General features: G+C 69.4%; 12 protein-coding genes. 6 read left to right on the forward strand and 6 right to left on the reverse strand.

Annotated features, from left to right (window positions below):
- Positions 1-6: 6 nt before the first annotated feature.
- Entirely contained in the window at positions 7-954 is a 948-nt protein-coding gene (locus tag ACIBI5_RS42640) for an endo alpha-1,4 polygalactosaminidase (RefSeq protein ID WP_397255722.1), read from the reverse strand.
- 217 nt (positions 955-1,171) lie between these two features.
- On the opposite strand from ACIBI5_RS42640, the gene ACIBI5_RS42645 reads away from it, so the two are divergent.
- Genes ACIBI5_RS42645 through ACIBI5_RS42660 form a run of 4 tightly spaced genes read left to right on the forward strand, consistent with a single transcriptional unit; the run spans position 1,172 to position 5,479 of the window.
- Positions 1,172-2,464, forward strand: coding sequence for an alpha-glucosidase/alpha-galactosidase (locus tag ACIBI5_RS42645; RefSeq protein ID WP_397255724.1), 1,293 nt, complete (start codon positions 1,172-1,174; stop codon positions 2,462-2,464).
- Positions 2,461-3,747, forward strand: coding sequence for an ABC transporter substrate-binding protein (locus tag ACIBI5_RS42650; RefSeq protein WP_397255726.1), 1,287 nt, complete (start codon positions 2,461-2,463; stop codon positions 3,745-3,747). The genes ACIBI5_RS42645 and ACIBI5_RS42650 overlap by 4 nt, the downstream gene beginning before the upstream one ends.
- On the forward strand, positions 3,744-4,670 hold the full coding sequence (locus ACIBI5_RS42655; protein ID WP_397255728.1) for a carbohydrate ABC transporter permease: 927 nt from the start codon (positions 3,744-3,746) through the stop codon (positions 4,668-4,670). Before ACIBI5_RS42650 ends, ACIBI5_RS42655 begins: the two co-directional genes overlap by 4 nt.
- Positions 4,667-5,479, forward strand: a complete 813-nt coding sequence (locus tag ACIBI5_RS42660; RefSeq protein WP_397255730.1) for a carbohydrate ABC transporter permease — start codon at positions 4,667-4,669, stop codon at positions 5,477-5,479. Before ACIBI5_RS42655 ends, ACIBI5_RS42660 begins: the two co-directional genes overlap by 4 nt.
- Here ACIBI5_RS42660 and ACIBI5_RS42665 read toward each other — a convergent pair.
- The 3 genes from ACIBI5_RS42665 to ACIBI5_RS42675 form a co-directional block, all read right to left on the reverse strand.
- Positions 5,469-6,350: an SMP-30/gluconolactonase/LRE family protein gene (locus ACIBI5_RS42665; protein ID WP_397255732.1), complete on the reverse strand. Its 882-nt coding sequence runs from the start codon at positions 6,348-6,350 to the stop codon at positions 5,469-5,471. The two genes, ACIBI5_RS42660 and ACIBI5_RS42665, sit on opposite strands and share 11 nt — an antisense overlap.
- Positions 6,351-6,430: 80 nt before the next feature.
- The gene (locus ACIBI5_RS42670) at positions 6,431-7,189 is read right to left on the reverse strand and encodes an IclR family transcriptional regulator (protein WP_379627204.1); all 759 of its coding nucleotides are present in this window, start codon (positions 7,187-7,189) and stop codon (positions 6,431-6,433) included.
- Between the two features lie 90 nt (positions 7,190-7,279).
- Positions 7,280-8,650, reverse strand: a complete 1,371-nt coding sequence (locus ACIBI5_RS42675; protein WP_397255734.1) for an APC family permease — start codon at positions 8,648-8,650, stop codon at positions 7,280-7,282.
- Between the two features lie 101 nt (positions 8,651-8,751).
- On the opposite strand from ACIBI5_RS42675, the gene ACIBI5_RS42680 reads away from it, so the two are divergent.
- Positions 8,752-9,351: a TetR/AcrR family transcriptional regulator gene (locus ACIBI5_RS42680; protein ID WP_397255736.1), complete on the forward strand. Its 600-nt coding sequence runs from the start codon at positions 8,752-8,754 to the stop codon at positions 9,349-9,351.
- Positions 9,352-9,364: 13 nt separating this feature from the next.
- Here the strand turns inward: ACIBI5_RS42680 and helR are convergent, their stop codons facing one another.
- Both helR and ACIBI5_RS42690 read right to left on the reverse strand, forming a co-directional pair.
- Positions 9,365-11,512 (reverse strand): RNA polymerase recycling motor ATPase HelR, encoded by a 2,148-nt coding sequence (helR, locus tag ACIBI5_RS42685; protein ID WP_397255738.1) that lies wholly within the window; start codon positions 11,510-11,512, stop codon positions 9,365-9,367.
- Between the two features lie 41 nt (positions 11,513-11,553).
- Positions 11,554-12,063: a glycosyltransferase gene (locus tag ACIBI5_RS42690; RefSeq protein ID WP_397255740.1), complete on the reverse strand. Its 510-nt coding sequence runs from the start codon at positions 12,061-12,063 to the stop codon at positions 11,554-11,556.
- 476 nt (positions 12,064-12,539) lie between these two features.
- Between ACIBI5_RS42690 and ACIBI5_RS42695 the strand changes: the two genes are divergently transcribed.
- Positions 12,540-14,437 (forward strand): DNA-directed RNA polymerase subunit beta (locus ACIBI5_RS42695; protein WP_397255750.1); only part of this gene is annotated, 1,898 nt, incomplete at its 3' end.

A 14,437-nucleotide genomic window follows, 5' to 3' on the forward strand; every position in this document is an offset into this window, starting at 1 on the left:
GGGCCCTCACCTACACGGCTTGTACGGCTTGTCGTAGAGCGAGTAGTCGGTCGCCTTCTTGATGGAGTTGAACTTCAGCGCGGCGGCCTTGGAGCAGAAACCGCCCGGCGAGGTCTTGTACTCCACCTGGAAGACCGGCTTGCCCGCCTTGACGAAGGCGGACAGGACATCGCACTCCTTCCACTGGAAGCACTCCTCGTTGACCGCGTAGTCGAAGTGGGAGACCAGTTCGTCCACCTGGCTGAGGTCGTTCTTCAGCGCCACGGACAGGCCCTTCCTGTGGGCCATGGCGGCCAGCGCCTTGTTGTAGGTCAGCTGGGTCTGGGCGCTGATGTTCCAGCCGGTGACCTTCTGGCCCTCCTCGTGCGCGTGGACGACGTCGAACTCGACCCCGTCGAACCCGGCCCTGACGCACTTGTCGACGCGGGCCTCCATCATCTTCAGCAGGAAGTCCCGCTGGCCCTTGTCGTTGTTGATGTTGGCCCAGCGCTCGTTCGGGAACTCGTCGCTGAACGGCTTGCCCAGCAGCGACTTGCCGTGGCTGTCGTGCCACTCGGCGAACGCCGGGTAGTCGGGACGGAAGTCCTCGATCGAGCCCGCGTCGATGTAGCAAACGGCCTTCGCGCCCTTGGCGTGGATGGCGTCGACGCCCGCGGTGTTGAGCGTGGTGTTGTCACCCGCGACCTCGGCGTCGACGTACAGGTCGATGTCGAAGACGCTCGGCCGTACGCAGGCGCCGCCGGACTGCGGCACCTCGCAGATGCCGACGTTGATGCCGCCGGTGGCGGCGTGGGCCTTGCTGCCCTGGAGCTGGTACTGCCAGCGGCTCTGCACCGGCGGCCGCCAGATCGCCGCGCCGCTCGACACGTCGGCCGCCGCTCCGGCGGTGAAGGCCAGTGCCGGCACGAACGCCAGCGCCGCGGCCAGGGCCAGGCGGGATATGCGATGGATCAACAAACCAACCCTCCGTTCCGTATTGCGGAATCATGTTCCGCAGATAAGGAAACAGAGGAAGATCGGAGGTTGTCAACCTTCTCTCGATGTCGAGAATTCCGTGCTGACGATCATTCCACAGTATGGAATTCTGGTCTGTATTACGGATAGCTGGTTATACTGCCGCACGTAGCGGAGACCCACGCCCGCTTCGTGCTCTGTGGAGGGAAAGTGGCCCATGGCACGCATCGTGTTCGTCGGCGCGGGCAGCGTCGAATTCACCAAGAACGTTCTCTCTGACATTCTGACATTTCCGGAACTGGGGGACTCCACCACCCTCGTCCTGCACGACATCGACGCGGAACGGCTGGCCACCGCGGAGGCCATGGCCGCCTGGATGGTCGCCAAGCTGGGCCTGGGCGCCAAGGTCGAGGCCCACCTCGACCGCCGCCGGGCCGTCGAGGGCGCCGACTACGTGATCAACGAGATCGCGGTCGGCGGGTACGCCGCCACGCGCACCGACTTCGAGATCCCGCGCCGCTACGGCCTGCGCCAGACGATCGCCGACACCCTCGGCATCGGCGGCATCTTCCGCGCGCTGCGCACGATCCCGGTCATGGTCGGGCTGGGCCACGACCTGGCCGAGCTGGCGCCGGACGCGCTCCTGCTCAACTACACCAACCCGATGGCGATGATCCCGCGCGCGGTCTACCAGGGCACGCCGTTCACGAACGTGGTGGGTCTGTGCCACTCGGTCCGCGACACCCAGGCCCGCCTGGCCTCGCTGGTCGGCGTGCCGGAGGAGGAGGTCTCCTTCGTCACGGCCGGGGCCAACCACCAGGCGTTCGTCCTGAAGTTCGAGCACCAGGGCCGCGACCTCTACCCGGCGCTCGACGAGGTCGTCGCCGCCGACCCCGAACTGCGCAGGACCGTCCGGGTGGAGATGTACCGCCGCTTCGGCCACTTCCCGACCGAGTCCAGCGAACACGGCTCGGAGTACCTGCCGTGGTTCCTCCATCACGACGACCAGGTCGCGCACTTCCGCATCCCCGTGGAGATCTACCTGCGCTGGTCGGAGGAGAACCTCGGCACCTACGAGGAGACCAGGCGGCGGCTGGCCGCGGGGGAGGGCGTGGAGATCGAGCCCGCCATGGAGCTCGCCTCCGAGGTCATCCACTCCATCGAGACCGGCACGCCCCGGGTGATCCACGGCAACGTGCGCAACGACGGCCTGATCGCCAACCTGCCCGCCGGCGCCTGCGTCGAGGTGCCGTGCCTCGTGGACCGGGCCGGGGTGCGCCCGACCAGGATCGGCGCGCTGCCGCCGCAGCTCGCCGCCCTGAACACGACGTTCCTCAACGTGGGCGAGCTGACCGTGCTGGCAGCGCTCGAAGGACGCCGCGAGCACGTCTACCACGCGGCCATGCTCGACCCCAACGCCGCGGCGACGCTCACGCTCCAGCAGATCCACGACCTCGTGGACGAGATGATCGCCGCCCACGGCGACCTGATGCCGGAGGGTGTGCGATGAGGCTGGCCCTGGCCGCCGCCGCGGTCCTCGCGCTGGCCGTGACCGGCTGCGGGGCGGGCGGGAAGGAACCGGCGGCGAACGGCCCCGTGGAGATCACCATCTGGCACGGCCAGGAGGACGCCTCCGCCAAGTCGATCGAGAAGCTGGTCGCGCAGTTCAACCGGAGCCACCCGGGCATCAAGGTCGACACCGAGTCCGGCGGAGCCACCGCGGACGGCATGCTGCCCAAGATCACCGCAGCGCTCACCTCCGACGCCTACCCCGACATCGCCTACCTCTACGGTTCCTGGGCGCCCAACATCGCCAGGAACCCCAAGACGGCCGACCTCACCGCGTTCGTCAAGGACCCGGCCGTCAAGTGGCAGGACTTCTGGGCCAGCGAACGCGAGGCCGTCACCGTCAACGGCAAGGTCATCGGCTTCCCCGCGGTCGTCGACAACATGGTGGTCCTCTACAACAAGAACGTCCTGGCCGAGGCGGGGCTCAAGCCGCCGGGACCGGACTGGACCTGGGACGACTTCCGCGCGATGGCCAAGCGGTCCACCGACGCCAAGGCCGGCGTCTTCGGCGCCACCTGGCCGATCAGCGGCGGCGAAGAGGCGGTCTGGGGCCTGTGGCCGATGGTCTGGCAGGCGGGTGGCGACATCCTCACGCCCGACCACAAGAAGGCCGCCTTCAACTCCGCCCAGGGTCAGCAGGCCCTCGACCGGCTGCGCGCCATGGCCGTCGACGACAAGTCGCTCTACCTCGACTCCAGCCCGGCCGAGAAGGGGCAGAAGCTGTTCGAGTCCGGACGGCTGGCCATGTTCATGTCCGGGCCGTGGGTGCTGCCCGACCTGCAGGCGGCCAAGGTCGACTACGGCGTCTCGCCGCTGCCCGGCACGAACGGCAACCACGAGACCATCTCCGGGCCGGACAACTGGGTGGTCTTCCAGCACGACGAGCGCCGGGTCAAGGCGGCGGCGACGTTCCTGGCCTGGCTGACCGCGGCCGAGCAGCAGCTCGTGTGGATGAGCGACACGGGGTCGTTGCCGATCCGCGAGTCGATCACCAAGCTGCCCGGTTACCAGGACTATCTCAAGAAATATCCGGGTATCGACGTGATCTCCGCCAACCTGGCCAACGCCAAACGGGTCCGGCCGCCGACCACGCGGTACCCGAGGGTGTCGGCGTTCGTCGCCGAGGGCATCGCCCAGGCCCTGCTCGGCAAGAGCGACGCCAAGACGGCCCTGGACGAGGCGGCCAGGAAGGCCGACGCGGCGCTGGCCGTACCGGGATCATGAGCGCGACCGCGCTCGGCGCCACCGCCAGCCAGCACCGGCGTCAGAAGGACCGCAGGAGGCTCGGCGAGAACATCGCCGGGTGGTCCTTCGCCGGGCCGGCGACCCTGGTCATCCTGGGGTTCTCGCTGATCCCCATGGCCTGGGCGCTGGCGCTGTCGTTCACCGACTCCGACCTGATGTCGCCGGGACGAAACGTCGGGCTGGACAACTACCGGGCGCTGCTGGCCGACCCGGTGTTCTTCCAGGCGCTGCGCAACACCGGGCTGCTCCTGGTGTTGTACATCCCGTCCTCGCTCATCGCCGGGCTGCTCGTGGCGGTGCTGCTGAACAGGAAGGTCCGCGGCATCGGGTTCTACCGGACCTGTTTCCTCGTGCCCTACGTCGTGTCGGCCACCGCGACGGGCCTGCTGATGGGCTTCGTCTTCGACCGCGACTTCGGCCTGGTGAACGGGCTGCTGGCCAAGCTCGGCCTGCCGCTGCAGGGCCTGCTCAGCAGCCCCTCGCAGGCGATGCTCGTGCTGACGGCGATCTTCTTCTGGACCCGCTTCGGGTTCGCCGTGGTGATCTACCTGGCGGCCATCCAGGAGATCAGCAAGGAGGTGCTGGACGCCGCCGCGATCGACGGCGCCGGCGCCTGGGCCAGGTTCCGTCACATCATCGTGCCGTCGGTGCGGCCGATGACGATCTTCCTCACGGTGTGGGGCGTGATCGACGCGCTGCAGTTCTTCGACCTGGTCATGACCACGACGAAGGGCGGCCCCGCCAACGCGACCGTGACCATCGTCTACTACGTGTGGCAGCTCGCCTTCAGCTTCTCCACCGCCGGGTACGGCGCGGCCGTGGCCTACGCCCTGTTCGCCGGAACCCTGGTGCTGATCGTCGCCGGCCTGCTGCTCGCCCGGCGCAAGGGGGTGACGACATGAGGCGCTGGTCCGGCAGGTGGCATCTGCTCCTGGTGCCGATGTCGGCGGTGGTCGTCCTGCCGTTCGTGTGGCTGCTGCTCAGCTCGGTGATGACCCAGGCCGAGCTGAACAGGTTCCCCCCGGCGATCTGGCCGGAGAGCGTCGACCTGGGCGGCTACCGCACGGTCGTGGAGCGCTCGAACTTCCTGCGCTGGTTCGTCAACAGCATCATCGTCTCGGGCGCGATCGTGGTGGCCCAGGTGGTGCTGTGCAGCATGGCCGGCTACGCGTTCGCCAGGATCAGGTTCGCCGGCTCCAAGCTGGTCCTGATCCTGGTCATCGCCACCGCGCTGATCCCGTTCCAGCTCACGGTCATCCCGACCTTCCTGATCTTCAACAAGGCCGGGCTGACCGACACGCTGGGCGCGCTGATCGTGCCGCAGCTCGCCTCGGCCGTGGGCATCTTCCTCATGACCTCCTTCTTCCAGTCCTTCCCGAAGGAGCTGGAGGAGGCGGCGCGCATCGACGGCTGCTCCCGGGTGGCGACGTTCTACCGGGTGGTGCTGCCGGTGGCCAGGCCCGCCCTGGCCGCGCTGGCCGTCATCACGTTCATCACGGCGTGGAACGACCTGTTCTGGCCGCTGGTGGCGATCAACTCGGAGGACAACTACACGGTCCAGGTGGGCCTGACGACCTTCCAGGGCCAGCACCGCGCGGACTGGCCGGCCATCATGGCGGGCACCGTGCTGACCACGCTGCCGGTGCTCGCGGTGTTCCTGTTCGGCCAGCGCCGGTTCGTCCAGGCGCTGACCGGCGCGGTCAAGGGCTGAGGTCGCGGTAGGGGTTGGCGGGGAGACCCGTATAGGGGGTACGGCAGCGCCACAGCTCCCCGCCCGCCCTGCCGTCCCAGGCCGTGGTGATGTACAGCTCGCCGAGACCGGGGCCGCCGAACGCGCAGCTCGTCACGTTGGCGGCGGGCACCTCCACGGCCAGGTCGAGCCGCCCGTCGGGCCGCAGGCGCAGGACCGCGCCGCCCTCCCACAGGGCGACCCACACGTGCCCGCCGGCGTCGACGGTGATCCCGTCGGGGTAGCCGCGCGGGATCTCGGCGAACACCCGGCGCCCGGCCATCCGCCCGCTCGCCGGGTCGTAGTCGAAGACGTCCACCCGGCCCGTCGGCGTGTCCACGTAATAGAGCAGCCGCTCGTCCGGGCTCCAGGCGATGCCGTTGGAGATCGAGACGCCGTCCAGCACCCGCTCGCAGCGTCCGCCGGGGTCGAGCCGGTAGAGCGCGCCCGCGCCCGGCGTGTCGTCCTCGGCCTTGGTCCCGGCGAAGAACCGGCCGGCGCGGTCGCAGGCGCCGTCGTTCATCCGGTTGCCCGGCCGCTCGCCGGCCGTGACCGCCGCGACCACCTCCAGCCCGCGCCCGTCGCGCACCCCATGCTCGTCGCGCGGCCCGCCCCCGTCCCGCAGGACGGCGAAGCCGTCCCTGACGGCCAGCGCCAGCCCGCCGCCGGTCCTGGGCACCGCCACGCCCACCGGCCGGCCGACCTCGGTCACCTCGTGCGAGCCGTCGGCCGGATCGAGCCGGTGCACCAGCCCGGCCGGGATGTCGACCCACAGGAGCGTGCCCGTGTGCCCGTCCCAGCGCGGACCCTCACCCAGGCTCGCCCGCGGCACGGGAACGACCTCCGGCTCCATGACTCCTCCTTCTTTCCGCGATACAGAATCTCATTCCACGCCTAGCCCACACCATCACCCCGGAATCGGGCTGTCAACCGTCAGCCCTGCTCGGCGATCGCCTTGCGCAGGCTGTGCCCCAGCTCCTCCATCCGCGCCGGCGGCATCCTGTCCTTGATCGCGGTCACGCTCACCGCGGCGACCGGGGCGGTCCTGCCCAGGAAGAGGGGGGCCGCCACGCACCGCACGCCCGGCTCGTTCTCCTCCAGGTCGAGCGCGTAACCGCGGCGCCGTACCTGGTCGAGGTGGGTGGCCAGCTTCGCCGGGTTCGTGATCGTGTTGCGGGTCCTGGTCGCCAGCGGGCCGAACCGCTCGGCCCAGGCCTTGATCGCCTCGTCGCTCGGGTACGTCCAGGCCAGCAGCGCCTTGCCCACGCCCGTGCAGTGCGCGGCGTTGCGCCCGCCCACCACCGAGGTCATCGTGATCGAGCGCACCGCCTCGACCTTGTCCAGGTAGACCACCTCGATGCCGTCGAGCGTCGCCATGTGCACGGTCTCGGCGAACTCCTCGCTGAGCCGCAGCAGCAGCGGCCGCACGAGCGTGCGCAGATCCATGCTCTCGTAGAACCTGAACGCGGTCGCGAGCATCTCGGTGCCCAGGAAGTACGGCCCGCTCGGCTCGGGCTGCGCGGCGAACCCCCGGTGCTTCAACGCGCCGAGCAGCCGATGCAGCGAACTCTTGGGCAGCCCGAGCCGTGTGGCCAGCTCGTCGAGCGTGACTCCGCGGCTGTGCCTGCCGATCTCCTGAAGGATCAGCAGGGCACGGTCCACGCTTCCCACCGGTGACTGGGTCTCCGCCATAACGCCTCCCTCGCATATTCCGGATAATGGAATGCTAGAGCGTTACGCGGAAGATCCGTAATCGGTGTGTCGTTCAGTTCTTCCTGCCGGTCATTCGGGATCGTCGGCGGTGTCCTGGAGGGTCCAGGCGCCGCGCCGCCGTACGACGGTGAGATAGACCACCGTGCCCGCCACCAGGATGGCGGCGGTGACGATCAGGCTGGGGCGGCCGATCACGGGGTCGATGGCGCTGGTGTAGATCACGTACGCCAGCGCGGCCAGGGCCACGACGGGCGCCAGCGGGTACAGCGGCATCCGGTACACGCCGTGCGCGGTGCTGCCGTTGCGGCGGCCGCCGATGACGGCGACGCAGAGGGCGGCGTAGATCACCACCAGGGAGGTGCCGGTGACGACGAGGAGGTAGCGCTCCGGCACGAAGCAGAGCGCCGCGCTGACCGCGCCGGCGGCGATCGTCGCGGTCCAGGGGGTGCCGAAACGCGGGTGGATGCGGCCGAAGAGGGCGTTGACCCGCGCCGGCCAGGTCGCGTCGCGGGCGCTGCTGAAGATCAGGCGCGCGGTGAGCAGCATGATGGCGATCACCGCGTTGGCGATGGCCAGGGCGACGCCCAGGCTGATCAGCGTGTTCAGGGTGCCGCCGCCGTGCTCGGCGACCACCTGCTGGACCACGTTGCCGCCGTCGAGGCTGGTGGCCGACAGCAGGACGGCGGTGATCGGGATGAGCTCGGCGGCCACGGTGATGGCCAGCGCCCACAGGATGACCCGGGCGATGTTGCGCCGGGCACCGTGGGTCTCCTCGCCGAAGTAGACGGCGGAGCCGTACCCGTTGTAGGAGAAGATCGCCACGGCGGTGGCGAGCGCGATCAGCCCGAGCGTGGCGGGGGAGCCGTCGGGCGCGACCGGGTTCACCAGCAGATCGGTGAAGGGGCGCTCGACATTGAGCACGCCGATGGCCGACAGCGCGAGCAGGGCCAGCATCTCCAGAGCCAGGAAGACGCCGGTCACCACGGCGTTGAAGCGGATGTCGAAGACGGCCACCACGGCGGCGAGCGCGACGGTGACCGCGCCCGCGAGGGGACCCGGCAGGCCGGGGAACAGCACGCCCAGGTACGTGCCGACGCCCAGGGCGATCACCGCGAGGATCAGCAGCTGCGTGACCAGGACCAGCACCAGCGCCAGGAAACCGGGCAGCCGGCCGAGTGTCCTGCCGATGATCGTGTACTCGCCGCCGGTCAGCGGATAGGCCGACGACAACTCGGCGTACACGAAGGCCATGAAGACGCCCACCACCGCGGCGAGGACGTAGCTCCAGAACGCGCCCGTCCCGGCCTGCCGGACCACGCCCGGGCCGATGATGAAGACGGACGAGGCGGGAGTGATGGCCGACAGGACGATCAGGAGAGTTCCGAACGCGCGCAGCCCGCGCTTGAGACGGGCACCGGGACGGGTCTGGGACGTGCTCATCCGCGCCTCCATACTTTTAACAAGCATCAAAGAACTCCGCTGAACCGCAGTCAATAGCGGCCGACTAAAGTTTGAGATGCCTTCAAGGAATGCGAGGTGCCATGGCACGACCCAGCCGCGCCCACGAGCGGCGCGCCCATCTCATCGCCGCGGCCAGGCGCAGCGTCGTCGAGCGGGGACTCCTGGGCCTGCGCCTGCGCGACGTGTCGCAGGAGGCGGGCATGTCCTCCGGCTCGGTGCTCTACTACTTCCCCGGCCTCACCGAACTGCTGCGGGAGGTGCACCGCGAGGCCGTCGAGCGGTTCTGCGACGAGCGCGAGGCCGTCGTGCGCGACGAGAGCGACCCGCGGCTCAAACTGTCGGCGATGATCTCCAGCGGCCTGCCCGGCGACCCGCGTGACGAGCTGTGCGTCCTGCTGTACGAGCTGGGCGCGATCGCCAGGCGCGACGCCGCCTGCGCCGCCGCCTACATCAAGCTCTACGAGCGCCAGGTCGGCATCTACGCGGCCATCCTGCAGGCGGGCGCCGCCACCGGCACGTTCACGCTGGCCGACGAGCCGCTGGCGATCGCGCGTAACCTCGTGACGCTGGAGGACGGCTACGGCCTGCACATCACGATGGCCGTGCCCACACTCTCGCCCGCGCTGGCCGAGCGCCACCTGCGCGCGTACGCCGCCGGGGCCACAGGCGTGAACCTGTGACCCCGAGGCCGCCCTACGAACTCGTGAGGATGACGAGCTGCCGGGTCGCCCTGGTCATCGCGACATACCGGTCGACCGCCCCCTCGATGCCCTCGCCGAACCTGTCCGGGTCGACGAGGACGACGAGGTCGAACTCCAGCCCCTTCGACAGCTCCGGCGTCAGTGAGCGCACCCGCGGCGTCGCCCGGAAGGCGGGGTCGCCGATGACGCAGGCGATCCCGTCCGCGCTCCCGGCGAGCCACGTGTCGAGGATCGGCTGGAGGTCGGAGAGCGGTCCGCGTACGACGGGGAGGTCGCCGCGGCGGATGGAGGCCGGCACGTTGGCGTCGGGCAGAACGGCCCGGATGACCGGCTCGGCCTCGGCCATCACCTGCTCGGGCGTGCGGTAGTTGACGCTCAGGGAGGCCAGGGTGATCCGGTCGAGCCCGATCCGCTTCAGCCGTTCCTCCCACGACTCGGTGAACCCGTGCCTGGCCTGCGCGCGGTCCCCGACGATGGTGAAGCTGCGCGAGGGGTTCCTGAGCAGCAACATCTGCCATTCGGCGTCGGTCAGCTCCTGCGCCTCGTCCACGACGACGTGCGCGAACGGCCCGGCCAGCACATCCAGGTCGGTGGCCGGCGGCGCGCCCTCGTCGACCAGCGCGTCCTGAAGGTCTTTTCCGTGCAGCATCGTCACCGCGCCCTCGCCGTCGTCATCGGCCTCCAGCAGGCGGTCGATGGCCTCGGCCATGTGGGCGCGCTCGGATTCGGCGGCGGCCTTGCGCCGGCGCTGACGCTTGGCGGCCTCCGGGTCGCCGAGCCGCTGCCGGGCCGCGTCCAGGAGCGGCAGGTCGGACACCGTCCAGGCCTGGGCCTCCTGGCGTTGCAACGTGCGGATCTCGTCGATGCTGAGCCAGGGAGCGCACAGGCGCAGGTAGGCGGGCACCGTCCACAGGTCGCCGACGAGGTCGGCCGCTTCGAGCAGCGGCCAGGCGCGGTTGAAGACCTCGCGCAGCTCCCTGTTCTGCGTCAGGGACTTGCGCAGCAGGTGTTCCGGGGCCTCGCCGTCGTGCCGGTCCACCAGGATCGTGAGCAGTTCCTGCCAGATCTGCTCGCGCGCGTCGTTGTGCGGCGTGCCGGGGTCTGGCGCCTCGAACGCCTCGGCCCAGTCCTCGGCGCTCAGCCGGATGTCGGACCAGGGGGTGGTGACCGTCATCGGCTTGGCGGGCGGGTTCTCGTAGAACCTGACGGCCGGCTCGATGGCCGTCACCATCTCGGCCGACGACTTCAGCCGGGCCACCTCCGGGTCGGCCTCGGCCGTCGCCTTCGCCCCCTCGGCGACGAGGTCGCGCAGGGTGCAGGTCTGCACGCCCTCCTCACCGAGACTCGGCAGTACGTCGGCGACGTACGCCAGATAGGGCTGGTGCGGGCCGACGAACAGCACGCCGCCACGGTGGTGGCCGAGACGGGGGTCGGAGTAGAGGAGGTAGGCCGAGCGGTGCAGGGCGACGACGGTCTTGCCGGTGCCGGGACCGCCGTCGACGACCAGGGCGCCGCGCGAGCCCGCGCGGATGATGGCGTCCTGGTCGGCCTGGATGGTGCCGAGCACGTCGCGCATCCGCGGCGAGCGGCTGCTGCCCAGGCTGGCGATGAAGGCGGACTGGTCGTCGAGCGCGGCGTGCCCCTCGAACCCCTCGGAGGCGAACACCTCGTCCCAGTAGTCGCTGATCCGGCCGCGGGTCCAGCGGTACCTGCGGCGGCTGGCCAGCCCCATCGGGTTGCCGTGGGTGGCGCCGAAGAACGGCTCGGCCGCGGGGGAGCGCCAGTCGAGCAGCAACCGGCGGCCGTCGCTGTCGGTCAGGCCGAGCCGGCCGACGTACACGGGCTCGGCGCCGTCCGCGCTCACCATGTGCCCGAGGCACAGGTCCAGGCCGAAGCGGCGCAGCGCGCGCAGGCGGGCCGAGATCCGGTGGATCTCCAGGTCACGGTCCAGCGCCTGCCGGCCCTTGCCGCCCGGCGACCTGCGCTCGGCGTCCAGGCGGCCGGACAGTTCGGCGATCGACTGCTCAAGGCTGCGCGCGATGGCCGCGAAGTGCCGCTCGTCGTCGGCGATCAGCGCCGGGTCGGCCTTGGGGGCGAGGTGGGCGGGTAGGTCGAACGCGCTGGTGTTCAGGTGGTTCACGTCCTTCGGTTGCGAATGTAGGCTGGATGGTCGCGCGCGGTTCACGCGGACACGGGCGGCCGTTCCCGGCTCAGCGTGTCGAGCAGCAGCTTGGCGGCCACCTCCGCCCCGTCGGTGCGGATGGTCGCGGCCAGGGCGCCCGCCCTGGCCGCGGTCCCAGGGTTCAGGGCCGTTTCCAGGTACGAGCAGAAGGTCGCGTACCGGTAGGGGACGCCCAGCTTCTCGGCCACCGACCGGGAGGCGAAGTGCGCGAGCCCGCCGGCCACCAGGGCGTCGCAGCCCTCGGCCGCCGCGATGACCGTGTCGTAGAGCTCGGCGAGCTGGGACACGCGCCGGGAGGCGTCGGCCGCGGTCGACGGCCGCGCCATCGTGCCCATCGCCGGTCCCAGCGGGAGCAGCGGCACACCGGCACCGGCCGGCAGCTTCGCGAACTCCTCGTCCGGGGGCGCGCACATGCGCACCTCCGCGCCGAGTTCCCGCAGCCGCACGGCGAGTCCCAGCATGGGTTCGACGTCGCCGCGTGAGCCGTACGTCGTCAGCAATACCTGCATTCTGTCCCCCGTTTCCGCAGGTTCTGGCCTCGGCCAGCGAGTATGCGGCATGACGGGGGTCTTGCCGCAAGCCCCCCGGTGCGCTATACGTTGAGAGTGGAAAGGCGCGGGTCTTCCCCTTTCCCTCACGTCCGCTCCGTCGGACCACCTACTCTGGCCTCATACGGCGCCGCCTCTCGTGGACACATTTTCCGAATTGACGAGGCCCTTCGAGGCGTGTAATAATGAGAATGCGTTGAGGTTGACAAGCAAAGTAGTTGTGGACTTCCGTTTGCGTTTTAGGGTATGCTGCCGTTTCGCACGACCCTTTGGTGCCCCGCTTTCGCTTAGCGATTGACGGGGCGTCCGGCATGCGTGCGCTCGGATCCATCCGCGCCGCCTCGGAAGGACAACTGTTGGCAGCTTCACGCACCGCTCCACCTCGCCTCTCCTTCGCCCGCATCCAGGAGACCCTCGAAGTCCCCGACCTGCTGGCCATGCAGACCGAATCCTTCGACTGGCTGCTGGGCAACGACAACTGGCGGGCGCGCAAGGACATCACGCCCCAGTCCGGCCTGGAAGAGATCTTCGAAGAGATCAGCCCGATCGAGGACTTCTCCGGGACCATGTCCCTGTCGTTCCGCGACCACCGGTTCGAGCCGCCCAAGCACTCGGTCGAAGAGTGCAAGGACAAGGACATGACGTTCACCGCCCCGCTCTTCGTGACGGCGGAGTTCATCAACAACGCCACCGGTGAGATCAAGAGCCAGACGGTGTTCATGGGCGACTTCCCGCTCATGACCCCGAAGGGCACGTTCATCGTGAACGGCACCGAGCGGGTCATCATCTCCCAGCTCGTCCGCTCTCCCGGCGTCTACTTCCACCGCAGCCTCGACAAGACCTCCGACAAGGACCTGTTCAGCTGCCAGGTGATCCCCTCACGTGGCGCCTGGCTGGAGTTCGAGATCGACAAGCGCGACAGCGTCGGTGTGCGCATCGACCGCAAGCGCAAGCAGCCCGTCACCGTGCTGCTGAAGGCGCTCGGGTGGACCACCGAACAGATCCTCGAGCGCTTCGGCCAGTACGAGTCGCTGCGGGCCACCCTGGAGAAGGACCACACCGCCGGCCAGGACGACGCCCTGCTCGACATCTACCGCAAGCTCCGTCCGGGCGAGCCGCCGACTAAGGAGTCGGCCAAGGCCCTCCTGGAGAACCTCTACTTCAACCCCAAGCGCTACGACCTCGCCAAGGTCGGCCGCTACAAGATCAACAAAAAGCTGGGCGTGGAAGCGGAGATCACCGAGACCACGCTGACCGAGGACGACCTCGTCGCCACGATCGAGTATCTGCTTCGCCTTCACGCGGGGGTTGACGGCGCGGAGATCGACGACATCGACCACTTCGGCAACCGTCGTCTGCGCACCGTCGGCGAGCTCATCCAGAACCAGGTCCGCCTGGGCCTGGCCCGGATGGAGCGCGTCGTGCGCGAGCGGATGACCACGCAGGACGTCGAGGCGATCACGCCGCAGACCCTGATCAACATCCGCCCGGTCGTCGCCTCGATCCGGGAGTTCTTCGGCACCTCCCAGATGTCGCAGTTCATGGACCAGACCAACCCCCTGGCCGGTCTGGCCAACAGGCGCCGCATGTCCGCGCTGGGCCCCGGCGGCCTGTCGCGGGAGCGGGCGGGCGTGGAGATGCGTGACGTGCATCCCTCCCACTACGGCAGGATGTGCCCGATCGAGACGCCGGAAGGCCCGAACATCGGCCTGATCGGGTACCTGGCGTGCTTCGGCCGGATCAACGCCTTCGGCTTCGTCGAGACGCCCTACCGCAAGGTCGTCGACGGCAAGGTCACCGACCAGATCGACTACCTGACCGCCGACGTGGAGGACCGCTTCGTCAAGGCGCAGGCCAACACGGCGCTCAACGCGGACGGCACCTTCGCCGAGTCGCGCGTCCTGGTCCGCACCAAGGGCGGCGACACCGAGCTCGCGCGTGCCGAGGAAGTCGACTACATGGACGTGTCGCCGCACCAGACGGTGTCGGTGGGCACGTCGATGATCCCCTTCCTGGAGCACGACGACGCCAACCGCGCCCTGATGGGGGCGGGGATGCAGCGGCAGGCCGTACCTCTGCTCAAGAGTGAGGCGCCGCTGGTCGGGACCGGCATGGAGTATCGTGCGGCGACCGACAGCGGTGACATGATCATGGCCGCCAAGGCCGGTGTGGTGGAGGAGGTCTCCGCCGACTACGTCACCGTGATGAACGACGACGGCACCCGCATCACCTCCCGGGTGGCCAAGTTCAAGCGTTCCAACCAGGGCACCTCGTTCAACCAGAAGCCCATCGTCGTCGAAGGCGACCGGGTCGAGGTCAACCAGGTGATCGCCGA

This window comes from Nonomuraea sp. NPDC050540 (assembly GCF_044457485.1).
Taxonomy (GTDB): domain Bacteria; phylum Actinomycetota; class Actinomycetes; order Streptosporangiales; family Streptosporangiaceae; genus Nonomuraea.

What these genes read in the sequence shown, in the direction of transcription:
- ACIBI5_RS42680 (WP_397255736.1), top strand. Translation starts at nt 8,752, where the DNA reads ATGGCACGACCCAGCCGCGCCCACGAGCGGCGCGCCCATCTCATCGCC.
- ACIBI5_RS42690 (WP_397255740.1), bottom strand. Translation starts at nt 12,063, where the DNA reads ATGCAGGTATTGCTGACGACGTACGGCTCACGCGGCGACGTCGAACCC.
- ACIBI5_RS42670 (WP_379627204.1), bottom strand. Translation starts at nt 7,189, where the DNA reads ATGGCGGAGACCCAGTCACCGGTGGGAAGCGTGGACCGTGCCCTGCTG.
- ACIBI5_RS42645 (WP_397255724.1), top strand. Translation starts at nt 1,172, where the DNA reads ATGGCACGCATCGTGTTCGTCGGCGCGGGCAGCGTCGAATTCACCAAG.
- ACIBI5_RS42675 (WP_397255734.1), bottom strand. Translation starts at nt 8,650, where the DNA reads ATGAGCACGTCCCAGACCCGTCCCGGTGCCCGTCTCAAGCGCGGGCTG.
- ACIBI5_RS42665 (WP_397255732.1), bottom strand. Translation starts at nt 6,350, where the DNA reads ATGGAGCCGGAGGTCGTTCCCGTGCCGCGGGCGAGCCTGGGTGAGGGT.
- ACIBI5_RS42655 (WP_397255728.1), top strand. Translation starts at nt 3,744, where the DNA reads ATGAGCGCGACCGCGCTCGGCGCCACCGCCAGCCAGCACCGGCGTCAG.
- ACIBI5_RS42660 (WP_397255730.1), top strand. Translation starts at nt 4,667, where the DNA reads ATGAGGCGCTGGTCCGGCAGGTGGCATCTGCTCCTGGTGCCGATGTCG.
- ACIBI5_RS42650 (WP_397255726.1), top strand. Translation starts at nt 2,461, where the DNA reads ATGAGGCTGGCCCTGGCCGCCGCCGCGGTCCTCGCGCTGGCCGTGACC.